Here is a 21,037-nt window from a genome sequence, read left to right on the forward strand (position 1 = left end):
GGTTCCCATGTCAGCCAGACGCGCGCTCGCGGCCCGCCGCATCGGGTGGACGGCCGCCGCCGTCGCTGCCCTGCTGCTCGCGGTGCTGCTCAGCCTCGCGGTCGGGGCGCGCTCGGTCGCCCCGACCGCCGTCCTCGACGCCGTACTGAACGGCGGACACAGCCCCGACGCCGAAGTCGTACGCGAACTGCGGGTTCCGCGGACCCTCGTCGGACTGATGGTCGGCGCGGCACTGGCCCTCGCCGGCACCGTCCTCCAGGGCATCACCCGCAACCCGATCGCCGACCCCGGCATCCTCGGCATCAGCCAGGGCGCCTCGGTCGGCGTGGTGCTGGCCATCGCCTTCGCCGGGGTGCACACGCTGAGCGGATACGTCTGGTTCGCCTTCGTCGGCGCGGCGATCGCCTCGGTCGCCGTGTACGCGATCGCCGCCCGCGGCCGGGGCGGCGCGACGCCCGTCAAACTGGCGCTCGCCGGCGCGGCGATCAACGCCCTGCTGGTCTCCGTGACGATGGGCGTCCTGACGACGAAGGCGGCGGCGCTGGACGAGTTCCGCTTCTGGCAGGTCGGCTCGGTCGCCGGCCGCGACGCCGAAGTGGTCGGCCGGATCTGGCCCTTCCTGCTCGTGGGCGCCGTCCTGGTGGTCTCCGTGGCCCGCGGCCTGGACGCGTTGGCGCTCGGCGAGGACATGGCGAAGGGCCTCGGCCAGAACGTCGCCACGGTAAGGATCGTGGGCGGCGTCGGCGCGACCGTGCTCACCGGCGCCGGGGTGGCGGCGGCCGGCCCGATCGCCTTCATCGGCCTGGCCGTTCCCCACATCGCCCGCGCCATCGTCGGCGGTGACCACCGGTGGGTGCTGCCGATGGCGGCCCTCGTCGGCCCGGTGATGCTGCTCGTCTCCGACGTCATCGGCCGGATCGTCTTCCCGCCCGGCGAGGTCCCGGCGGGCGTGATGACAGCGCTCATCGGTGTGCCGTTCCTCGTCACCCTGGTCCGCCGCAAGGCGGTGCCGGCATGAGCGCGCAGACCCTCACCGGCCGCCGGATCCGGCCCGCCGGCCACACCCTCGTGCGCACCGCCCGCGGCAGCTTCCTGCTGCACCGCCGCGCCGCCGCCGTCGCCCTCGGCCTCGCCACCGTGCTCGCCGCGGCCTGCGTCGCCTACCTCGGCGTCGGCGAGAGCTTCGTCGCCCCCGCCGAGGTGCTCAAGGTCGTCCTCGGGCAGCCCTCGCCGGACGAACTCGTCGTCGGGACGCTGCGGCTGCCCCGTATGGTCCTCGGACTCCTCGTCGGCGCCGCCTTCGGCGTCGCCGGGGCGCTGATCCAGACCGTCGCGCGCAACCCGCTCGCCAGCCCCGACATCATCGGCATCAGCCAGGGCGCGAGCGCGCTCACCGTGGGTGCGATGACGTTCGGCGTCACCTCGTACTCGGTGCTGCCGTACCTGTCCGTCACCGGCGGCATCGTCGCCGCCGCGCTGGTGTACGTGTTCGCCTGGCGCGGCGGGCTGCACGCCACCCGGTTCGTCCTCATCGGCATCGGCTTCGCCATCGCGCTCCGCTCGGTCACGACGCTGTTCATGACCAAGGGCGACTACCTCGTCGCCCAGCAGGCACAGATCTGGATGACCGGGTCGCTGAACGGCCGCGGCTGGGAGGAGGCCGCGCCGCTCGGCTGGACGCTGCTCGTCCTGCTGCCCGCCGTGCTGTGGGCCGCCCGCGCCCAGCGCACCGTCTCCATGGACGACGACACCGCGACCGCCCTCGGCGTACGGCTCGGACGGGTACGGCTCGGGCTGGTGCTCCTCGGGGTCGTACTCGCGTCGATCGCCACCGGCGCCGCCGGGCCCGTCGACTTCGTGGCGCTGCTCGCACCGCAGATCGCCCGTCGTATGACCCGCACCGCGCAGATCCCGCTGCTGTGTTCCGCGCTGCTCGGCGCAGTGATCGTCGTCCTCGCCGACCTCGCGGCCCGCCGGATGTTCTCGCCCACGGAGCTCCCGGTGGGTGTGCTGACGGCCGCGATCGGCGCTCCGTACCTGATCTGGCTGATCGTTCGCAGCCGCACCGTTGGAGGTAAGTAGTGAGCAGGCTGACGGCGCGCGAGCTGACGCTCGCCTACGAGGACCGCACGGTCGTTCACGAACTCGACCTCGCGGTCCCCGACGGTCGGGTCACCGTCATCGTCGGCCCCAACGCCTGCGGCAAGTCGACCACCCTGCGGGCGCTGGGCCGGCTGCTGAAGCCGAAGGGCGGCGCGGTCCTCCTCGACGGAGCGGAACTGTCCACGATCCCGACGAAGAAGATCGCCCGTTCGATCGGGCTGCTGCCGCAGTCCCCGGTCGCCCCGGAGGCCATCACCGTCGCCGACCTCGTGGCCCGCGGCCGCCAGCCCCACCAGCACTGGTGGCAGCAGTGGTCGCAGGAGGACGAGCGCGCCGTGACGGACGCCATGGAACGCACGGACGTCACAGCCCTCGCCGACCGTCCCGTCGACGAGCTGTCGGGCGGTCAGCGGCAGCGCGTGTGGATCGCGATGGCGCTCGCGCAGGAGACGGACCTGCTGCTGCTGGACGAGCCGACGACGTTCCTCGACATCGCGCACCAGGTCGAGGTGCTCGACCTCGTACGGCAGTTGAACCACGAACGCGGCCGCACGGTCGTCGCCGTGCTCCACGACCTCAACCAGGCCGCCCGCTACGCCGACCATCTCGTCGCCATGAAGGCCGGCCGGATCGTCGCGGAAGGCGCCCCGGCCGACATCGTCACCGCCGACCTGGTGCGCGAGGTGTTCGGCATGGAGTCGGTCGTGGTCCCCGACCCGGTGACCGGGTCGCCGCTCGTCGTGCCGGGAGCGCCCTACGCCCCGCCGGGCCGGCCCAAGACCCCCACGTCCACCTCACAGTCCGTCTGAAAGGTTCCCGTTCATGAGCAGCATGCTTCGCCGCCGCGGCGTCCTCGCCGGTTCCCTGGCCCTCACCGCCGCGATGACGCTGAGCGCCTGCGGCGCGAACGACGACGCCCCCACTCCCTCCGACCCGGCGGCATCCGGCGGCAAGCACACGGTGAAGACGGCCATGGGCGACGTCGAGGTCCCCGACGCGCCGAAGCGCGTCGTCGTCCTCGACACCGCCGAGCTCGACTCCGCGATCACCCTGGGCGTGAAGCCCGTCGGCGCCACCCACACCGGCACCGAGTCCGGCTTCCTCAACTACCTGCCCAAGGACAAGCTCGAAGGCATCACGGACGTCGGCGAGATGATGACCCCCAACCTGGAGGCCATCGCCGCGCTAAAGCCCGACCTGATCCTCACCAGCAAGATCCGCCACGGCGACAAGTACGCCGAGCTGAAGAAGATCGCGCCGACGGTGATGACCGAGACCACCGGCGAGCCCTGGAAGGAGAACTTCCGGACCCACGCGGACGCGCTCGGCAAGAAGGCGGAGGCGGCAAAGGCCGTCGCCGCGTACGAGGCGCACGCCGTAAAGGTCACCGATGCACTCGGTGGCAAGGAGAAGGCGGCGGCGACCGAGGTCAACGTCGTCCGCTTCGTCGAGGGCGCGGACATCCGCATCTACGGCAAGAAGAACTACATCTCGACGATCCTCGCGGACGTCGGCCTGGGCCGCCCGGCCATCACCGACAAGGCCAAGGACGGCTTCTCCTACGACGTGAGCCCCGAGAAGATCGACCTCGCGGACGCGGAGGTCGTCTTCCACTCGACGTACGGCGACCCGGAGAAGGCGAAGCAGAAGCAGACGCTGGACAGCGCGCTGTGGAAGAGCATGAAGGCGGTCGAGACCAACAAGGTGTTCGCGGTGGACGACGAACTGTGGATCCAGGGCATCGGCTACACGGCGGCGTCCCGCATCCTGGACGAACTCGAGGCGGACCTGACGAAGTAGCGAGCGAGGGCGGGGCCGCTGCGCGGGCTTTCACCCGCCCCTGCCCCTTCCCGAACCGGGGCAGAGCCCCTGAAACACCGCGCGGAGCGCGGTGACCGGTCCGGGCGGAGCCGGGTTTCGAGAAGGGGCGGGTAGGGGAAAGGCGCGCCGCAGGCGTCAGCGCGGCCGCCTCGACCGCCACACCAAGAACACCGCCGACGCCACCGCCGCCCCCCTCACCACCCACGGCCACGTCCCCGTCAGGGCGTCCCGCATCCCGTCCTCGGGAATCGCCTCGCCCCACTGGCCGTTGATGCGGCCCCACAGCCACAGCGCGCCGCCTGCCACAGCCGCGCCCGGCAGGCCGAGCACCGCGAACCTGACCTCCGTGCGGGACAGCCGGCGAGAGCCGTACGCGAGGAGCCAGCCGAGGCCGAGCGCGACGAGCGAGCCGAGGATCGCGCCGACGACGAGCAGCGCCGCGGCGAGCAGCAGCATCGGGCTGCCGAGCCCGGGCCGGGGCCCGGCGGAGGTGTCGGCGTCGGCGGCGCGGCGGCGCAGCAGCCGCCTGAGCGAACGGCGGCGCCCGCCCGCCCCGGCACCGGCGTCCTCGCCCTCAGGGTCACCGTCCTCGGCCTCGTTCTCGTCCTCCGACGGCGGTGGCTTCAGTATCTCGGGGATCTCCACACCGCCGACGAACCCGGCCACGGCGTCGCCCGCGCCGAACGGCGCCGGATCGATACGCCACCAGTCCGGTTCGGAGCCGGAGGGGCCCAGTTCGTCCATGCCGGCGAGGTGCGGAGGCGACGCGGCCTCACGCGGCAGAGGCGTAGGCGTCGGCGCGGGCGCGGGCGCGTCGCCCGTGCGCGGCCGCGGCACGCGACGCCGTCCCCGCGGACGCGCCATGTCCCGCTCCGCCGGGGTCGCCTGACGTGGCGCCGGCTGCGCCCCCTCGGCGTCCCGTGCGGTGGCCGAGGTCGCGGGAGCCGACGTCGCCGACGCCACCACTTCGTCCGGCGTGCCGAGCCGCCCGAGGATGCGGCGTACGCCCGCCGGGCTGTCCCCGCCGAACTTCGTCCGCTGCTTCTCGATCTCGGTCCGCAGCGTCGTCACGAGCCGCATGCGCTCGCCGGACGGAAGCTGGGCCTGCTGGGCCAGGTCGCCGACACGGCTCAGATAGTCGTAGACCAGCTGGTCGCTCTCGATCCCCACCGACGGTTCCCCTGACGTTCCCGGTGTGCCCGGCGTTCCCCGGTGTTCCCGTGCGCAGGCCGGCGGACGCCAAGAGCCGGCCCGCCTTCCCGGGCCGTCCCGTCCCCGACGGTAGCGCTCCAGGGGCTAACGTGGGGCGGATGGGGACCATGCCCGAAGAACGCGGCGGCAGCCCGCGCACGCTCGCGGAGGCGCTGCGCGCCCGCGACGACGAGGAGCTGGCCGCGCTGCTGCGCGCCCGCCCCGATCTGTTGAGCCCGGTGCCGAACGACGTCACCCAGCTCGCCACCCGGGCCGGTACCCGCGCTTCGGTCGTCCGGGCGCTGGAGCGGCTGGACCGGTTCGCCCTGCAGACCGCGGAGGCACTGGCGGTGGCGCCGGACCCGGCGCCGTACGGGACCCTGCTCGCGCTGATGGCGGGCGACGACGGCGACGCGGACGTCGAAGCGGCCCTCCCCGACGCACTGGAGGCGCTGCGCCGACAGGCCCTGGTGTGGGGCGGCGACGACCGGCTTCGGCTGGTGCGCACGGCACGTGAGCTGCTCGCGCCGTCGCCGAACCGTCCCTCGCCGACCGGGCTCGGTCCCTCGGTGACGGAGGCGACGGCCGGGATGTCGCCCGGCCGGCTCCAGGAGATCGTGGCGGCCGCGGGCCTGCCGACGACGCACGACCCGGTGTCGGCGGTCGCCTCACTGACCGCCCTGTTCACGGACCGGACGCGGATGGCGGCGCTGCTGGACACGGCCCCTTCCGACGCGCTCGCGGTCCTGGACCGTCTGGTGTGGGGGCCTCCGTACGGGGAGGTGACGGCCGATCCGACGCCGCCCGTGCGCTGGTTGAGGGACCGCGGTCTGCTGCTGCCGGCGTCGGCGCGCACCGTGGTGCTGCCGCGGGAAGTGGCGCTGCATCTGCGGGCGGGTCGTGCGCACCGGGTGCCGGAGCCCGTACCGCCGGCCGTCACGCCCGCCGCGGAATACGGTCCACAGGCTGTGGACGGCGCGGCGGCCGGGCAGGCCTACACGGCGCTGACCACGGTCGAGGACCTGCTGAAGGACTGGCACGAGGGCGGCCCGCCGGTGCTGCGCGCCGGAGGTCTGGCCGTGCGGGACCTCAAGCGGACGGCCGCGGCGCTGGACACCAGCGAGCAGCTCGCCGCGTTCTGGATCGAACTGGCCTACGCGGCGGGGCTGCTGGCCTCCGACGGCGAGGCGGACGAGCGGTACGCGCCGACACCGGCGTACGACGAGTGGCTCGAACGCCCGACGGCGGAGCGGTGGGGTGAACTGGCCGTCGCCTGGTTGACGGCGACGCGTACGCCGGGCCTCGTCGGCAGCCAGGACGCCAAGGGCCGCACGCTCTCCGTCCTCGGCCCGGACCTGGACCGCTCGGCCGCCGTGGAGGTGCGCCGGCGCGTCCTGGAACTGGCGGCGGAGCTTGCGCACGGCACCGCGCCCGCCCCCGAGTCGCTGCTGTCCCGGCTGCGCTGGGAGCGGCCGCTGCGCGCCGAGGCGGCGGGCTCCACGAAGGACCTGCGGGCACGTGTCGCGGCATGGACCCTGTCGGAGGCGGAGCTGCTCGGCGTGACGGGCAGGGGCGCGCTGTCCGCGCACGGCCGCGCCCTCCTCGGCAGGGAGGGGACCGGAGCCGACGGCACGCTCGCCGACCGGCGCGCCCTCGCCGTCACCTCGCTCGCGCCGCTCCTGCCGGAGCCGCTCGACCATGTCCTGCTCCAGGCCGACCTCACGGCGGTCGCGCCGGGGCCCCTCGACCGTCCCCTCGCGGAGACGCTCGCCGTCCTCGCCGAGATCGAGTCCAAGGGCGGCGCCACCGTCTACCGCTTCACGCCCGGCTCCGTGCGACGGGCACTCGACGCCGGCATGGCCGCCTCCGACGTGCACGCCTTCCTGGCCGCGCACTCCCGGACGCCCGTGCCGCAGCCGCTCAGCTACCTCGTCGACGACGTCGCCCGCCGCCACGGCCATCTGCGCATCGGCGCCGCCTCCGCCTATGTGCGCTGCGACGACGACGCCCTCCTAGGAGAGATCCTCGCCGACAAGCGTTCGCAGGGTCTCGGGCTGCGCCGCCTGGGGCCGACCGTGCTCGCCGCCCAGAGCGATCCGGGAACGCTGCTCGAGGGCCTGCGGGCGATGGGGTACGCACCGGCCGCCGAGTCCACCGAGGGCGACGTGTTGATCACCCGCGCCCATGCCCGCCGCACCCCGCCGCGCACACCTCCCGCCCCCGTCCCGGAGGGGCCGCCGGTACCGGACGGCACGCTGCTCGGCGCGGCCGTGAAGGCGATCAGGGCGGGTGACATGGCGGCCGGCGTCGTACGGAAGCCCGCCGCCGACGAGGACGGGCCGCAGGGCGGCGAGCTGCCCCGCACCTCGTCGGCGGAGACCCTGGCCACCGTCCAGGCCGCCGCGCTCACCGGATCCGCGGTGTGGATCGGCTACGTCAACGCGGAGGGCGCCGCCAGCCAGCGCGTCATCGCGCCGGTCCGCGTGGAGGGCGGCTTCGTGACGGCGTTCGACCACACCGCGGACGAGGTGAGGACGTATCCGCTGCACCGCATCACGGGCGTGGCGGAACTGGCGGACGACGTGTGAGCCGCCCACCGAGAAGGCGGGAGCGTCCGGTCGCGGGCTCGTCCGGTTCCGCCTCGCCGCGCCGCCGTCGCCACGCGCGGCCCAGCCTGCGCCCCAGCAGGAAGTAACCGATCAGCGCCCCCGTGGTGTTGAGGATCACGTCGTCCACGTCGAAGGCCCGGCCGGTGATGATCGCGCCCTGCGCCAGCTCCACCAGCGCCATCACCACGATCGTGAGCACGATCACCCGCAGCAGCCGCATCGACCGGGGCACCAGCACCGGCAGCAGCACGCCGAAGGGCACGCCGAGCAGCACATTGCCGCCGGCCTGCTTGGCGGCCGCCAGGAACGTGTACTCCTCGGCGTACTGCCGCAGGGACGCTCCGGGGCGCAGGTTCGCCGTAGCCACGCCCTCGGAGGCGTGCGACGGCGTGAGCGTCAGCCGGGCCAGGACGGCGGAGAACAGCACCAGAGCGGCGAAGGCGCAGACGATCAGACATGCGCGGAGGAGGGTTCTGCCCCACTCGCGGGGTCGTTCATCTGTGGTCATGACAACCCTGCTACCCGCGCGCCGCCCGGACAGCCCCGCGATGCGGGACACTGGATGTTTGGCCGTGTCCCGGACGGACGGACCGGCCCGACCGAAAGGGTGTGGCGTTGAACGGACCGCTGATCGTCCAGAGCGACAAGACGCTCCTGCTCGAGGTGGACCACGAGCAGGCGGACGCCTGTCGTCGCGCCATCGCGCCCTTCGCCGAACTGGAGCGCGCGCCGGAGCACATCCACACCTACCGGGTCACGCCGCTCGGCCTGTGGAACGCCAGGGCCGCCGGCCACGACGCCGAGCAGGTCGTCGACGCACTGGTCGAGTACTCCCGCTACCCGGTGCCGCACGCCCTCCTCGTCGACGTGGCGGAGACCATGGCCCGTTACGGCCGGCTCACGCTGTCCAAGCACCCCACCCACGGACTCGTCCTCACCTCCACCGACCGGCCGGTGCTCGAGGAGATCCTGCGGTCGAAGAAGGTCCAGCCGCTGGTCGGCACCCGCATCGACCCGGACACGGTCGCCGTGCACCCCTCGGAGCGCGGCCAGATCAAGCAGACGCTGCTGAAGCTCGGCTGGCCGGCCGAGGACCTCGCGGGCTACGTCGACGGCGAGGCGCACGCCATCGAGCTCGACGAGTCGGGCTGGGCGCTCCGCCCGTACCAGAGGCAGGCGGTCGAGGGCTTCTGGCACGGCGGCTCCGGCGTGGTCGTCCTCCCCTGCGGCGCGGGCAAGACCCTCGTCGGCGCCGGTGCGATGGCCCAGGCGAAGGCCACCACCCTGATCCTCGTCACCAACACCGTCTCGGCCCGCCAGTGGAAGCACGAGCTGGTGAAGCGCACCTCGCTGACCGAGGACGAGATCGGCGAGTACAGCGGCACGAAGAAGGAGATCCGCCCGGTCACGATCGCCACCTACCAGGTGCTGACGACCAAGCGGAAGGGCATCTACCCCCACCTGGAGCTCTTCGACTCCCGCGACTGGGGCCTGATCCTCTACGACGAGGTGCATCTGCTGCCCGCGCCGGTCTTCAAGTTCACCGCCGATCTCCAGGCCCGCCGCCGGCTCGGCCTCACGGCCACGCTGGTGCGCGAGGACGGCCGGGAGTCGGACGTCTTCTCCCTCATCGGCCCGAAGCGTTTCGACGCGCCGTGGAAGGAGATCGAGGCACAGGGCTACATCGCACCGGCGGACTGCGTGGAGGTACGGGTCAACCTGACCGACTCCGAGCGGCTGGCGTACGCGACGGCCGAGCAGGAGGAGAAGTACCGCTTCTGCGCGACGACCGCGACCAAGCGCAGGGTCACCGAGCAGCTGGTGCGCAAGCACGCGGGTCAGCAGACCCTCGTCATCGGCCAGTACATCGACCAGCTCGACGAGCTCGGCGAGCACCTGGACGCACCGGTCATCAAGGGCGAGACGCCGAACAGCCAGCGCGAGAAGCTCTTCGACGCGTTCCGCAACGGCGAGATCAGCGTGCTGGTGGTGTCCAAGGTCGCGAACTTCTCGATCGACCTGCCGGAGGCGACGATCGCGATCCAGGTGTCCGGGACGTTCGGTTCCCGCCAGGAGGAGGCACAGCGCCTCGGCCGGGTGCTGCGGCCGAAGGCGGACGGCCACAAGGCGCACTTCTACTCGGTGGTCGCGAGGGACACGATCGACCAGGACTTCGCGGCGCACCGCCAGCGGTTCCTGGCCGAGCAGGGTTACGCGTACCGGATCATGGACGCGGACGATCTGCTGGCGGGCGAGGACCCCGTGCGCTGACGCCGTGGTCCCGCCTGCCGCGGGTATCCCCACCACCGGACCCGCCTCCGCGCTGTGCGCGGACTCCGGCCGGGGTCGAGCTGCCGGGCGACGTGACCCTGCCCGGGGGCACCTCCCACGGCCGCCGGCCCGCAAGGGGAGATCGGGGGCACCGCGCGCAGCGCCGCGGTACGGGTCCGGAGCCCGCCCGGCCCCCCGGGGAGGGCGCGGACAGGGGAACGGCCCGGCGCAGCGGACACCGGGCACAGTGCCCTCGGCGCCGCCGCGGTCAGCGACGGCGGACGCCGGCCTCCTCCGCGTACTCACCGAGGACGGCGACGCTGAAGACGGCGCCCGCGAAGACCCTGACCGCGCGCAGGGCACTGCCCACGCGGTGGTGCCGGCTGTCACCGGCACCGCTCGCGGCGGCTCCGTGGCGAGTGGTTCCCGGGGTGAGGATGGCTGTGGTCATGCGTCCATGGTGCTGCGCGTCACCCGGTCGGAGCATCGGGCTGCGGGGTGAACCGGCGGGCGCTCCACGTACTACTCCAGACAGAGGGCGTCCCCTACGGGAATGACGCCGCCGCCCCTGACGGCCGGGAAAACCGTTCGCGTCCCTTCGACGCCCCAACTACAATCGCGGGCTTGCCCCAGGTCGCCTGTCCGCGGCCCGGGGCCTTCCCCGCCTCCCCACAGGAGAGCCGCCGCCCGGACGGAAACCGGCCGGTCCGCCATGTCGTGATCACGCAGCCCAGCCGGAGGCAACCCGTGCCCGCGCACGCCCCCGTACCCGACACATCCACCTCCACCGTGGCCACCGACGGGGAAGATCCGCTCTCACGCGAGCGGGCCCACCTCGCCGCGTCGCGGTCCGCCCTGCGCGCGATGCGCGAGGACGTCCAGTCACTCGACATCAAGGACGTCACGGCGAACTGGGTCAACGCAGCCGTACTCCAGTCGCAGATAGAGGACCGCATCAAGGCGCTCGCCGATCTGTCCCACACCCCGCTCTTCTTCGGCCGCCTCGACTACCTGCCCACCACGCAGGAGGGCCGCCGCTTCTACATCGGCCGCCGCCACGTCCACGACGCCGCGGGCGACCCGATGGTCATCGACTGGCGGGCGCCGGTCTCGCAGCCCTTCTACCGGGCCTCCCGCAAGGACCCGCAGGACGTCGGTCTGCGCCGGCGCTTCGGCTACACCGGCGGGGACCTGACGGCGTACGAGGACGAGCACCTCACCGACCCGTCGGAGACCGAGCAGACCTCCAGGCTCCTCCAGGCGGAGATCGAGCGGCCGCGCGTCGGCCCCATGCGGGACATCGTCGCGACGATCCAGCCCGAGCAGGACGAGATCGTGCGCAGCGGCCTGTCGGGCACGGTGTGCGTGCAGGGCGGGCCGGGCACCGGGAAGACTGCCGTCGGCCTGCACCGTGTCGCCTACCTCCTCTACGCGCACCGGGAACGCCTGGCGCGCACCGGCACCCTGGTCATCGGGCCGAACCGTTCCTTCCTCCACTACATCGAGCAGGTCCTGCCCGCCCTCGGCGAGCTCGAGGTCAAGCAGGCCACCGTCGACGACCTGGTCGGGCACGTGGAGGTCAGCGGCCGGGACACCGCGGCGGCGGCCGTCGTCAAGGGCGACGCCCGGATGGCGCAGGTCCTGCGGCGCGCGGTCCGCTCGCACGTCACGATGCCGACCGAGCCGGTGGTCGTCGTGCGCGGATCACGGCGCTGGCGGATCCCGGCGTACGAACTCGAGGAGATCGTCCGCGAGTTGCTCGACCGCGACATCCGCTACGGCGCCGCCCGCGACGCCCTCCCCCAGCGGATCGCGCACACCGTGCTGGTCCGTATGGAAGAGGCGGGGGAGGCGCCCGACGACCGGGTCCAGGACGCGGTCGCCCGCAACCCCGCCGTCAAGGCGGCGGTCAAGGCGATCTGGCCGCCGGTCGATCCGGCGAAGCTCGTGCTGCGGCTGCTCTCCGACGCGCAGTTCCTCGCCGCGCACGCGGAAGGTGTCCTCACCGCCGAGGAACAGGCGACGATCCTGCTGCCGAAGCCCGCGCGCAGCGTGCGGTCCGCGAAGTGGTCGTCGGCGGACGCGGTGCTGATCGACGAGGCGACGGACCTGGTGCAGCGCACCCAGTCGCTGGGTCATGTCGTCCTCGACGAGGCGCAGGACCTGTCCCCGATGCAGTACCGCGCGGTGGGCCGCCGCTGCTCCACCGGATCGGCGACGGTACTCGGCGACCTGGCCCAGGGCACGACGCCCTGGGCGACCGCGTCGTGGGCCGAGGCGCTGTCCCACCTCGGCAAGCCGGAGGCGGTCGTCGAGGAGCTGACCGCGGGCTTCCGCGTTCCCCGCGAAGTGATCGCCTACGCATCGCGCCTGCTCCCGCACATGTCCCCCGGCCTCGCGCCGGTCTCTTCGGTCCGCGAGTCCCCCGGTTCCCTCGACGTCCGCGCTGTCACGGACGTCGAGGACCTCGACGCGGCGGTCGTCGCGGCGTGCGTGGAGTCGCTCCGCCACGAGGGCTCGATCGGGCTGATCGCGGCGGACTCCCGCGTCCCGGCGGTCTCGGCCGCGCTGGCAGCGGCGGGCCTCCCGTACCTCTCCCCCGGTGAGGAGACCACCGCGCAGGCGCGTCTCACGCTCGTCCCGGCATCGCTGGCGAAGGGCCTGGAGTACGACTACGTGGTCCTCGACGAACCGGCGTCGGTCATCGGCGACGAACCGGACCTCCGCACGGGCCTGCGCCGCCTGTACGTCTCCCTGACCCGCGCGGTCTCCGGCCTCACGGTCCTCCACGCGTCCCCGCTTCCGCCCCAACTGACCTGACCACCGCGGTCGGCCCCGCCGCGTCAGGCGGGGCCTCCCGCGGATGCGACCGGGTCCGCGGCCCCGCCGCGTCAGGCGGGGCCGCGCCGGGACGGGCCCGCGGACGCGCCGGGACGGGCCCGCGGAACCGGACCTCGCCCGGGTGCGTGCCCCGCCCGCGCCGGGGCAGCCGGGCGGCCGGACCGGACCGGGCCGGCCCCGCCTGCCCCGGGCGCTGCGCGCTACGCGTCGAGCGCGGCGCGCCAGTCGCGAACCGCTGCCGGGTCCACGGGGGCCGACCAGCCGCCGGGCCGTGCCGCGCCGCCGATGTGGAAGCCCGTCAGGCCCGCCCGGCGCAGAGGCGGGACGTGGTCCAGGCGCAGGCCACCGCCGACCAGGAGCCGCGGCTCGTATCCCGGTTCGCCGTGTCGCGCGGCCTCGGTGAGGAGCGTGCGCATGCCGTCGTCGACGTCCGCGGCCGAGCCGGCCGTCAGGTACGTGTCGAGCCCGGGCAGGTCCGCCAGCTGCTTGCGCAGGGCGTCCCGGTCCGCCGCGTGGTCGATCGCGCGGTGGAAGGTCCAGCGGCAGTCGTCGACGACGGCCAGCAGCCGTTCGATCGTGACGAGGTCCGGCTGCCCGTGATCGTCGAGGAAGCCGAGTACGAACTCGTCCGCCCCCGCTTCACGCAAGGCTTCCGCGGCCCTGACCAGGGCGTCGACGTCCGCCGGGCCGCCGGCCGCGAAGCCGTCGGAGAGGCGGAGCATCACGCGCAGCGGGATGTCGACCGCCGCGCGGATCGCCGTGAAGGTGGCCACCGGTGGCGTCAGCCCGTCGGCCGCCATGTCGGTGACCAGCTCCAGCCGGTCGGCCCCTCCGGACTGGGCGGCGACCGCGTCCCGCGCGTCGAGGGCGATCACCTCCAGGAGTACACGGTTGCTCATGGGACCCATTCCTCCAGGCTCCGACAGGTCTAGTCCACTGGCCAGCCTAATGCTCGAAGAGCCGGGCGGCAGCCACACCCCCGATCCTTCCCGTGAAGCGGACTTGCGTCCGGTACGGGGCAGGGGTATACATGGAAGAGTAGATACCCCCTGGGGGTATGAAGAAGAGGCCGAGGAGACACCATGCCGCAGACCGCGACCGAATCCCGCTCCGTAGAGCTCGCAATCGGTGGCATGACGTGCGCCTCCTGCGCGGCTCGGATCGAGAAGAAGCTCAACCGCATGGACGGTGTCGAGGCGACCGTCAACTACGCCACCGAGAAGGCGAAGGTCACCTTCACCGAGGGCACCGCCGTCGCCGATCTCATCGCCACCGTGGAGGCGACGGGCTACACCGCCGCCGAGCCGGCGCCACCTCCTGTCGAAGGCGGACCCGCGGCACGGGAAGAGGCCCCGGCGGACGACGGGCTGACCCCCCTGCGGCAGCGTCTGGTGACCGCGGTGGTGCTCGCGGCGCCCGTGGTCGCGATGGCGATGATCCCGGCCCTGCAGATCGAGTACTGGCAGTGGCTGAGTCTGACCCTGGCCGCGCCGGTCGTCACCTACGCGGCCTGGCCCTTCCACCGGGCGGCGTGGACGAACGCGAAGCACGGCGCGGCGACGATGGACACGCTGATCTCGGTCGGTACGTCGGCGGCGTTCCTGTGGTCGTCGTGGGCGCTGTTCTTCGGCACCGCCGGCACCCCCGGCATGACGCATCCCTTCGAGTTCACGATCGCCCGCAGTGACGGGGCGGGGAACATCTACCTGGAGGCGGCGGCCGGTGTCACGGCGTTCATCCTCGCCGGGCGGTACTTCGAGGCCCGCTCGAAGCGCCGGGCGGGCGCGGCGCTGAAGGCCCTGCTGGAGCTGGGCGCCAAGGACGTGACCGTACTGCGTGACGGCCGACAGGAGACGATCCCGACGTCCGCCCTGAGGGTCGGGGACCGGTTCCTGGTCCGGCCGGGTGAGAAGATCGCCACCGACGGCACGGTCGTGGAGGGCGCCTCGGCCGTCGACGCCTCCATGCTCACCGGCGAGTCGGTCCCGGTCGAGGTCTCGGTCGGCGACACCGTCACCGGCGCCACCCTGAACGCCGGCGGCCGCCTCGTCGTCGAAGCAACCCGCGTCGGCGCCGACACCCGGCTCGCCCGGATGGCGAAGCTGGTCGAGGACGCGCAGAACGGCAAGGCCGCCGCCCAGCGCCTCGCCGACAGGATCTCCGCCGTGTTCGTCCCGGTCGTCATCGCACTCGCCCTCGGCACCCTCGGCTTCTGGCTCGGCAACGGCTCAGGACTGACCGCCGCGTTCACCGCGGCCGTCGCCGTCCTGATCATCGCCTGCCCCTGCGCCCTCGGCCTGGCCACCCCGACCGCGCTGATGGTCGGCACCGGCCGCGGCGCGCAGCTCGGCATCCTGATCAAGGGTCCCGAAGTCCTTGAGACCACCCGCAAGGTCGACACGATCGTCCTCGACAAGACCGGCACCGTCACCACCGGCCGGATGACCCTGCTCGCCGTGCACACCGCGGACGGCACGGACGAGGCCGAGGTGCTTCGCCTGGCCGGTGCGCTGGAGAACGCCTCCGAGCACCCCATCGCCCGCGCCGTCGCCGCCGGGGCCGTCGAGAAGCTCGGCGGCCTGCCCACACCCGAGGACTTCGCGAACCTCCCCGGCCTGGGGGTCCAGGGCATCGTCGAGGGGCACGCCGTCCTGGTCGGCCGCCGGAGGCTGCTCGAGGAGTGGGCGATGGAGCTGCCGGCCGGCCTCGCCCGGGCCCGGCAGGAGGCCGAGGCCGCCGGCCGCACCGCGATCGCCGTCGCCTGGGACGGCGAGGCCCGCGCGGTCCTCGAGGTCGCTGACGCCGTCAAGGACACCAGCGCGGAAGCCATCGGCCGCCTGCGCGCCCTCGGACTCACCCCCATCCTCCTGACCGGCGACAACGAGGCCGTCGCCAGGAGCGTGGCCGCCGAGGTCGGCATCTCCCCCGAGGACGTGATCGCGGAGGTCATGCCCGAGGACAAGGTGAACGTCGTCAAGCGCCTCCAGGCCGAAGGCCGCAGCGTCGCCATGGTCGGCGACGGCGTCAACGACGCCGCCGCCCTCGCCCGGGCCGACCTCGGCCTCGCCATGGGCACCGGCACCGACGCCGCCATCGAGGCCGGCGACCTCACCCTCGTCCGCGGCGACCTCAACGCCGCCCCCGACGCCATCCGCCTCTCCCGCAAGACCCTCGGCACCATAAAGTCCAACCTGTTCTGGGCCTTCGCCTACAACGTCGCCGCCCTCCCCCTCGCCGCCGCCGGCCTCCTCAACCCCATGATCGCCGGAGCGGCCATGGCCTTCTCCTCCGTCTTCGTCGTCGCCAACTCACTGCGCCTGCGCAGCTTCAAGGCCGCGTGAAGAGGCGCGGAGGGCCCCGGGGCACCCGCCCCGGGGCCCTCCGCGCGTGCGGGCACAATATGAGCCATGACCGACCGATCCGCCGACCTCCGCGCCCGCTGGGCCGACGCGCTCCTCGGCGCCCGCGGGGAAGCGAGCGGCCCCGACCCGCTGCCGTACGGGGAGAACCTGCTCGCGCGCTGGGCCGAGCCACAGCGGCGCTACCACACGACCGGCCATCTGATCGCGGTCCTCGACCACATCGACACCCTCGCCGTGCACTCGGACGATCCAGACCTCGTACGGCTGGCCGCCTGGTTCCACGACGCCGTGTACCTCCCCGACCGCTCGGAGAACGAGGAGCGCTCCGCCCGCCTCGCCGAGCGCGCCCTCCCGGAGGCCGGGCTGAGCGAGCGGGCGACCGCGGAGGTGGCCCGGCTGGTGCGCCTGACCACCACCCACGCCCCCGACGGTGACGACCGCAACGGCCAGGTGCTGTGCGACGCGGACCTGGCGATCCTGGCCGCCGCCCCCGACGCGTACGCCGCGTACGCGGCGGCGGTGCGCGAGGAGTACGCCTTCGTCCCGGACGAGGCCTTCCGCGACGGTCGTGCCGCGGTGCTCCGCCAACTCCTGTCCCTGCCGCGGCTGTTCCGTACACCGCACGGCCGGCGGGAGTGGGAGCAAAAGGCCCGCCACAACCTCACCGTGGAGCTGGAGCTGCTCGCCGCGTCCTGATCCCGTGGCCCGACCGGGGAATCCCAGGCTTCAACCACCTGTTGGCAACTGTCATGCCCGACCCTTCCGAACGTTGCGCCCGCGCCCGTATGCCGCTCGCCGTCCACATCCTCGGCCTCTCCGTCTTCGCCCTCGGCACGAGCGAGTTCATGCTCTCGGGGCTGCTGCCGCCCATCGCGGCGGACATGGACGTTTCGATCCCCCGGGCCGGGCTGCTGACGTCGGCGTTCGCGGTCGGCATGGTGGTCGGCGCACCGCTGCTCGCCGTCGCGACGCTGCGACTGCCCCGCAGGACCACTCTGATCACGCTGATCTCCGTCTTCGGCGTCGGCCAGGTCGCCGGCGCGCTCGCCCCCACCTACGAGATCCTTTTCGCTTCCCGGGTCATCAGCGCGCTCGCCTGCGCCGGCTTCTGGGCGGTGGGCGCGGCCGTCGCCATCGCGATGGTGCCCGTGACCTCTCGGGCCCGGGCCATGGCCGTCATGATCGGCGGACTGTCGATCGCCAACGTCCTCGGCGTCCCCGCGGGCGCGTTCCTCGGCGAGCACCTGGGCTGGCGTTCGGCGTTCTGGGCGGTCGGCGCGGCGTCCGCCGTGGCGCTCGTCGGCGTGTTGATGCGGATCCCGCACATCCCGCTGCCGCAGCAGAAGCCGCAGCTGCGGAAGGAGCTGACGATCTATCGGGACCGCCAGGTCTGGCTGGCCGTGGCGATCACCGCGCTGGCGGCGGGCGGCGTGTTCTGCCTGTTCACCTACCTCAGCCCGCTGCTCACCGATGTGGCGGGGCTGGACGCCGGCTGGGTGCCGACCGTGCTCGCGCTCTTCGGCATCGGCGCGCTGGCGGGCTCGACGATCGGCGGCCGGGTGGCCGACGCGCACCTGTTCGGCGTGATGCTCAGCGGCACAGCCGCGTCGACGGTGCTGCTGGCGGCGATCGCGCTGTTCGCCTCGTACGCGGCGGCCGCGGTGGCACTGTCGTTCCTGCTCGGCTTCTCCTCGTTCTTCACCGCCCCGGCGCTCAACGCCCGGATGTTCAACGTCGCGGGCGCGGCACCGACGCTCGCCGGTGCGACGACGACCGCGGCGTTCAACCTCGGCAACACCGGCGGGCCCTGGCTCGGCGGTGTGGTGATCGACGCGGACCTCGGCTTCCCTTCGACGGCCTGGGCGGGCGCGGCCATGACGGTCGTCGCCATCGTCCTCGTGGCGGTGGCGACGCGGCTCCACGGCAGCTCACGGGTGGTGTCCCGGTCGGTCCCTGGCGAGCGATCCCTCTCGGCGGAACGCGTCTGACCGGGACACGTCTTCTCGGACCGCGCCCGAGGAGCGGGACACGTCTTGGCGGACCGGGCCGAGCGGAAGAACGCGTCGAGCGGACACCGCGTCCGAGCCGGGCGGATCCCGTCCGGCTCGGACGCCTCAGACTGAACGCCCCTTGGGCCGGCGCAGCCCCGAGCCCGTGAGGCGGCGTACGAGCTCCTTCGAGCCCACCTCCACCGCGCCTGCCGCGACAGCGTCCGCGTAACGGTGCGAGGGGACGTCGTAGTGGTCGCGTTCGAAGGCGCGCGGCGGGCATCCGATGGCAGCGGCGAAGGCATGGAGCTCCTCGAACGACACGTCACTGACCAGGTGGGACCACATCCGGCCGTGACCCGGCCAGGTCGGCGGGTCGATGTAGACAGTCACGTCAGGCCGCCTATGGGGGCCACCACCACGCCCGCCTTCCCGCACACCCAGTGCGGGTCCGGCCCGAGCTCCGGCTGGATCTCCAGGGCGTGCGGGTCGCCGACGTCGCACACCGGGCACAGCGGCCAGCGGCCGTGCCGCTCCAGCAGGGAGTCCTGGACGTCCTGGGCGACCAGACCGGCGACGTACTCGACGCCCTCCGGCCACTGCTCGACCCACCAGCGGCGGTGGGTGACCGCGTCCTCGACCATGGAGACGACTCCTGCGTCGGCTACGTGGCGGGCGGCCAGATCGGCGAGGACCAGGGCCCGGGCCCGGTGCAGAGCCTGTTCCAGTGGGTTCGAGTCGTCCATGCCCCCATTGTCTCCAGGTCTTGACGCCACCCGAAACGCGAAAATACCTTTCAAGTGTGACCAATCCAGTGAAGGAAATTTTCAGAGGTGACGCTCCCGCCCCCGCCGCCCTCGCGGCCAAGGTGCGCACGCTCTCGCCGTCCATGACCCGTTCCATGCAGCGGGTCGCCGAAGCCGTCGCCGACGACCCGGCCGGCTGCGCGGCCCTCACGGTCACCGGCCTCGCCGAGCTCACCGGCACCAGTGAGGCCACCGTGGTCCGCACCGCGCGCCTGCTCGGCTACCCCGGCTACCGCGACCTTCGCCTGGCGCTCGCCGGTCTCGCCGCCCACCAGGAATCCGGCCGGGCGCCTGCCATCACCACCGACATCGCCGTCGACGATCCCATCGCGGACGTCGTCGCCAAGCTCGCCTACGACGAGCAGCAGACCCTCGCCGACACCGCCGCCGGTCTCGACACCGTCCAGCTCGGCGCCGCGGTGGCCGCCGCGTCGACCGCCCGCCGCATCGACATCTACGGCGTCGGCGCGTCCTCGCTCGTCGGCATGGACCTCGCGCAGAAACTCCTGCGCATCGGCCTGATCGCCCACGCCCACGCCGACCCGCACCTCGCCGTCACCAACGCCGTTCAGCTGCGCTCCGGTGACGTGGCCATCGCGATCACCCACTCCGGCTCCACCGGCGACGTGATCGAGCCGCTGCGGGTCGCCTTCGGCCGCGGCGCGACGACGATCGCCATCACCGGCCGCCCCGACGGCCCGGTCTCGCAGTACGCCGACCATGTGCTCACGACGTCGACCGCCCGCGAGAGCGAGCTGCGGCCGGCCGCGATGTCGTCCCGCACGAGCCAACTGCTTGTCGTGGACTGCCTGTTCATAGGCGTGGCCCAGCGTACGTACGAGTCGGCGGCCCCTGCCCTCGCCGCCTCGTACGAAGCCCTCGCGCACCGCCACAGCCCGCGCACCCGCTGACCGAACCCCCCGCGTACCAAGAAAGCCGAGCCGCTCTTCATGACCTCCACCTACGGTGAACTCCGCGCCCAGCTGGCCACTCTCACCACCGAGGCGTTCCGACCCGAGCTCGCCGACATCGACCGGCTGCCGACGCTCGAGATCGCCCGGATCATGAACGGCGAGGACGCGACCGTCCCCGCCGCCGTCGCCGCGCAACTGCCCGCCATCGCCGCCGCGATCGACGGCACCGCGGAGCGGATGTCCCACGGCGGCAGGCTGATCTACGCGGGGGCCGGCACGGCCGGCCGGCTGGGCGTGCTCGACGCCAGCGAGTGCCCGCCCACCTTCAACACCGACCCGTCGGAGGTCCTCGGCCTGATCGCGGGCGGCCCTACCGCGATGGTCAAGGCCGTCGAAGGGGCGGAGGACAGCAAGGAACTGGCCGCGGCGGACCTCGACGGCCTGAAGCTCACGGCCGACGACACGGTGGTCGGCATCTCGGCGTCCGGCCGTACCCCGTACGCCATCGGCGCGGTGGAACACGCCCGTGCGCTGGGCGCGCTCACCATCGGGCTCTCCTGCAACGCGGACAGCGCGCTGGCCGCGGCCGCGGAACACGGCATCGAGGTCGTCACCGGGCCCGAACTCCTCACCGGCTCGACCCGGTTGAAGGCGGGCACGGCGCAGAAGCTGGTGCTCAACATGATCTCGACGATCACCATGATCCGCCTCGGCAAGACCTACGGGAACCTGATGGTCGACGTCCGCGCGTCCAACGACAAACTCCGCGCCCGCTCCCGCCGCATCGTGGCGCTGGCCACGGGGGCGTCCGACGAGGAGATCGAGTCGGCCCTGGAGGCGACGGACGGCGAGGTGAAGAACGCGATCCTGGTGATCCTGGGCAATGTCGACGCCCCGACGGCAGCCACCCTCCTCGCCCGCACCTCGGGCCACCTGCGCGCGGCCCTCACGGCCTCGTCCGCCACCTGACCCACCCGGCCCGCGGCGGCCCCGCCGACCGGCCCGACGCGCCCCGCCGGCGCCGGGCACCTCACGGCCCCGCCCGCGCCCGGCCACTTCAAGCGTCGCCGGCGCCCGGGCACAGCTCACGGCCCCGCCGGCGCCCGGCCACTTCGCGTCTCGCCGGCGATC

At 73.3% G+C, this 21,037-nt stretch carries 18 protein-coding genes; 12 read left to right on the forward strand and 6 right to left on the reverse strand.

What is annotated here, in order from left to right; all coding sequences use genetic code 11:
* Positions 1 to 7: 7 nt before the first annotated feature.
* Genes MDN94_RS05840 through MDN94_RS05855 form a run of 4 tightly spaced genes read left to right on the forward strand, consistent with a single transcriptional unit; the run spans position 8 to position 3,903 of the window.
* The gene (locus MDN94_RS05840; RefSeq protein WP_482724890.1) at positions 8 to 1,018 is read left to right on the forward strand and encodes a FecCD family ABC transporter permease; all 1,011 of its coding nucleotides are present in this window, start codon (positions 8 to 10) and stop codon (positions 1,016 to 1,018) included.
* Entirely contained in the window at positions 1,015 to 2,082 is a 1,068-nt protein-coding gene (locus MDN94_RS05845) for a FecCD family ABC transporter permease (protein ID WP_482724891.1), read from the forward strand. The genes MDN94_RS05840 and MDN94_RS05845 overlap by 4 nt, the downstream gene beginning before the upstream one ends.
* Positions 2,082 to 2,912: an ABC transporter ATP-binding protein gene (locus MDN94_RS05850; protein WP_482724892.1), complete on the forward strand. Its 831-nt coding sequence runs from the start codon at positions 2,082 to 2,084 to the stop codon at positions 2,910 to 2,912. The genes MDN94_RS05845 and MDN94_RS05850 overlap by 1 nt, the downstream gene beginning before the upstream one ends.
* Positions 2,913 to 2,925: 13 nt before the next feature.
* A complete protein-coding gene (locus MDN94_RS05855; RefSeq protein WP_482724893.1) occupies positions 2,926 to 3,903 on the forward strand; it encodes an ABC transporter substrate-binding protein in 978 nt (325 codons plus the stop codon).
* A gap of 156 nt (positions 3,904 to 4,059) precedes the next feature.
* Here the strand turns inward: MDN94_RS05855 and MDN94_RS05860 are convergent, their stop codons facing one another.
* The gene (locus tag MDN94_RS05860) at positions 4,060 to 5,094 is read right to left on the reverse strand and encodes a hypothetical protein (RefSeq protein ID WP_482724894.1); all 1,035 of its coding nucleotides are present in this window, start codon (positions 5,092 to 5,094) and stop codon (positions 4,060 to 4,062) included.
* Between the two features lie 140 nt (positions 5,095 to 5,234).
* Here MDN94_RS05860 and MDN94_RS05865 point away from each other — a divergent pair, with 140 nt between their 5' ends.
* Positions 5,235 to 7,703, forward strand: a complete 2,469-nt coding sequence (locus tag MDN94_RS05865) for a helicase-associated domain-containing protein (RefSeq protein ID WP_482724895.1) — start codon at positions 5,235 to 5,237, stop codon at positions 7,701 to 7,703.
* Here MDN94_RS05865 and MDN94_RS05870 read toward each other — a convergent pair.
* Positions 7,669 to 8,232, reverse strand: a complete 564-nt coding sequence (locus tag MDN94_RS05870) for a VanZ family protein (protein WP_482724896.1) — start codon at positions 8,230 to 8,232, stop codon at positions 7,669 to 7,671. The two genes, MDN94_RS05865 and MDN94_RS05870, sit on opposite strands and share 35 nt — an antisense overlap.
* 107 nt (positions 8,233 to 8,339) lie before the next feature.
* Between MDN94_RS05870 and MDN94_RS05875 the strand changes: the two genes are divergently transcribed.
* On the forward strand, positions 8,340 to 9,995 hold the full coding sequence (locus MDN94_RS05875; protein ID WP_482724897.1) for a DNA repair helicase XPB: 1,656 nt from the start codon (positions 8,340 to 8,342) through the stop codon (positions 9,993 to 9,995).
* A gap of 268 nt (positions 9,996 to 10,263) precedes the next feature.
* On the opposite strand, the gene MDN94_RS05880 is transcribed toward MDN94_RS05875, so the two are convergent.
* Positions 10,264 to 10,446 (reverse strand): hypothetical protein, encoded by a 183-nt coding sequence (locus MDN94_RS05880; RefSeq protein WP_482724898.1) that lies wholly within the window; start codon positions 10,444 to 10,446, stop codon positions 10,264 to 10,266.
* A 296-nt stretch (positions 10,447 to 10,742) separates the two neighbouring features.
* Between MDN94_RS05880 and MDN94_RS05885 the strand changes: the two genes are divergently transcribed.
* Positions 10,743 to 12,815, forward strand: a complete 2,073-nt coding sequence (locus MDN94_RS05885; RefSeq protein WP_482724899.1) for a HelD family protein — start codon at positions 10,743 to 10,745, stop codon at positions 12,813 to 12,815.
* 221 nt (positions 12,816 to 13,036) lie between these two features.
* Here MDN94_RS05885 and MDN94_RS05890 read toward each other — a convergent pair whose 3' ends face one another.
* A complete protein-coding gene (locus MDN94_RS05890) occupies positions 13,037 to 13,735 on the reverse strand; it encodes a copper homeostasis protein CutC (protein WP_482724900.1) in 699 nt (232 codons plus the stop codon).
* Positions 13,736 to 13,918: 183 nt separating this feature from the next.
* Here MDN94_RS05890 and MDN94_RS05895 point away from each other — a divergent pair, with 183 nt between their 5' ends.
* The 3 genes from MDN94_RS05895 to MDN94_RS05905 all read left to right on the forward strand — a co-directional run bounded on the left by MDN94_RS05895 (position 13,919) and on the right by MDN94_RS05905 (position 18,186).
* Positions 13,919 to 16,177 (forward strand): heavy metal translocating P-type ATPase, encoded by a 2,259-nt coding sequence (locus MDN94_RS05895; protein WP_482724901.1) that lies wholly within the window; start codon positions 13,919 to 13,921, stop codon positions 16,175 to 16,177.
* Between the two features lie 66 nt (positions 16,178 to 16,243).
* The gene (locus MDN94_RS05900) at positions 16,244 to 16,894 is read left to right on the forward strand and encodes an HD domain-containing protein (RefSeq protein WP_482724902.1); all 651 of its coding nucleotides are present in this window, start codon (positions 16,244 to 16,246) and stop codon (positions 16,892 to 16,894) included.
* 89 nt (positions 16,895 to 16,983) lie between these two features.
* Positions 16,984 to 18,186, forward strand: a complete 1,203-nt coding sequence (locus tag MDN94_RS05905) for a Cmx/CmrA family chloramphenicol efflux MFS transporter (protein WP_482727014.1) — start codon at positions 16,984 to 16,986, stop codon at positions 18,184 to 18,186.
* Positions 18,187 to 18,312: 126 nt separating this feature from the next.
* On the opposite strand, the gene MDN94_RS05910 is transcribed toward MDN94_RS05905, so the two are convergent.
* Both MDN94_RS05910 and MDN94_RS05915 read right to left on the reverse strand, forming a co-directional pair.
* Positions 18,313 to 18,579: a DUF4031 domain-containing protein gene (locus MDN94_RS05910; RefSeq protein ID WP_482724903.1), complete on the reverse strand. Its 267-nt coding sequence runs from the start codon at positions 18,577 to 18,579 to the stop codon at positions 18,313 to 18,315.
* Complete coding sequence (locus tag MDN94_RS05915) at positions 18,576 to 18,932, reverse strand: hypothetical protein (protein ID WP_482724904.1); 357 nt, start codon at positions 18,930 to 18,932, stop codon at positions 18,576 to 18,578. The genes MDN94_RS05910 and MDN94_RS05915 overlap by 4 nt, the downstream gene beginning before the upstream one ends.
* A 56-nt stretch (positions 18,933 to 18,988) precedes the next feature.
* On the opposite strand from MDN94_RS05915, the gene MDN94_RS05920 reads away from it, so the two are divergent.
* On the forward strand, positions 18,989 to 19,903 hold the full coding sequence (locus MDN94_RS05920) for a MurR/RpiR family transcriptional regulator (protein ID WP_482724905.1): 915 nt from the start codon (positions 18,989 to 18,991) through the stop codon (positions 19,901 to 19,903).
* 39 nt (positions 19,904 to 19,942) lie between these two features.
* Entirely contained in the window at positions 19,943 to 20,875 is a 933-nt protein-coding gene (gene murQ, locus MDN94_RS05925) for an N-acetylmuramic acid 6-phosphate etherase (RefSeq protein WP_482724906.1), read from the forward strand.
* The last annotated feature ends 162 nt before the right edge of the window (positions 20,876 to 21,037 follow it).

Source organism: Streptomyces sp. WAC00040 (genome assembly GCF_056835925.1).

Coding starts and splice junctions, on each gene's coding strand:
- MDN94_RS05840 (WP_482724890.1), top strand. CDS start 8: ATGTCAGCCAGACGCGCGCTCGCGGCCCGCCGCATCGGGTGGACGGCC.
- MDN94_RS05845 (WP_482724891.1), top strand. CDS start 1,015: ATGAGCGCGCAGACCCTCACCGGCCGCCGGATCCGGCCCGCCGGCCAC.
- MDN94_RS05855 (WP_482724893.1), top strand. CDS start 2,926: ATGAGCAGCATGCTTCGCCGCCGCGGCGTCCTCGCCGGTTCCCTGGCC.
- MDN94_RS05865 (WP_482724895.1), top strand. CDS start 5,235: ATGGGGACCATGCCCGAAGAACGCGGCGGCAGCCCGCGCACGCTCGCG.
- MDN94_RS05870 (WP_482724896.1), bottom strand. CDS start 8,232: ATGACCACAGATGAACGACCCCGCGAGTGGGGCAGAACCCTCCTCCGC.
- MDN94_RS05880 (WP_482724898.1), bottom strand. CDS start 10,446: ATGACCACAGCCATCCTCACCCCGGGAACCACTCGCCACGGAGCCGCC.
- MDN94_RS05890 (WP_482724900.1), bottom strand. CDS start 13,735: ATGAGCAACCGTGTACTCCTGGAGGTGATCGCCCTCGACGCGCGGGAC.
- MDN94_RS05895 (WP_482724901.1), top strand. CDS start 13,919: ATGCCGCAGACCGCGACCGAATCCCGCTCCGTAGAGCTCGCAATCGGT.
- MDN94_RS05900 (WP_482724902.1), top strand. CDS start 16,244: ATGACCGACCGATCCGCCGACCTCCGCGCCCGCTGGGCCGACGCGCTC.
- MDN94_RS05905 (WP_482727014.1), top strand. CDS start 16,984: ATGCCGCTCGCCGTCCACATCCTCGGCCTCTCCGTCTTCGCCCTCGGC.
- MDN94_RS05915 (WP_482724904.1), bottom strand. CDS start 18,932: ATGGACGACTCGAACCCACTGGAACAGGCTCTGCACCGGGCCCGGGCC.
- murQ (WP_482724906.1), top strand. CDS start 19,943: ATGACCTCCACCTACGGTGAACTCCGCGCCCAGCTGGCCACTCTCACC.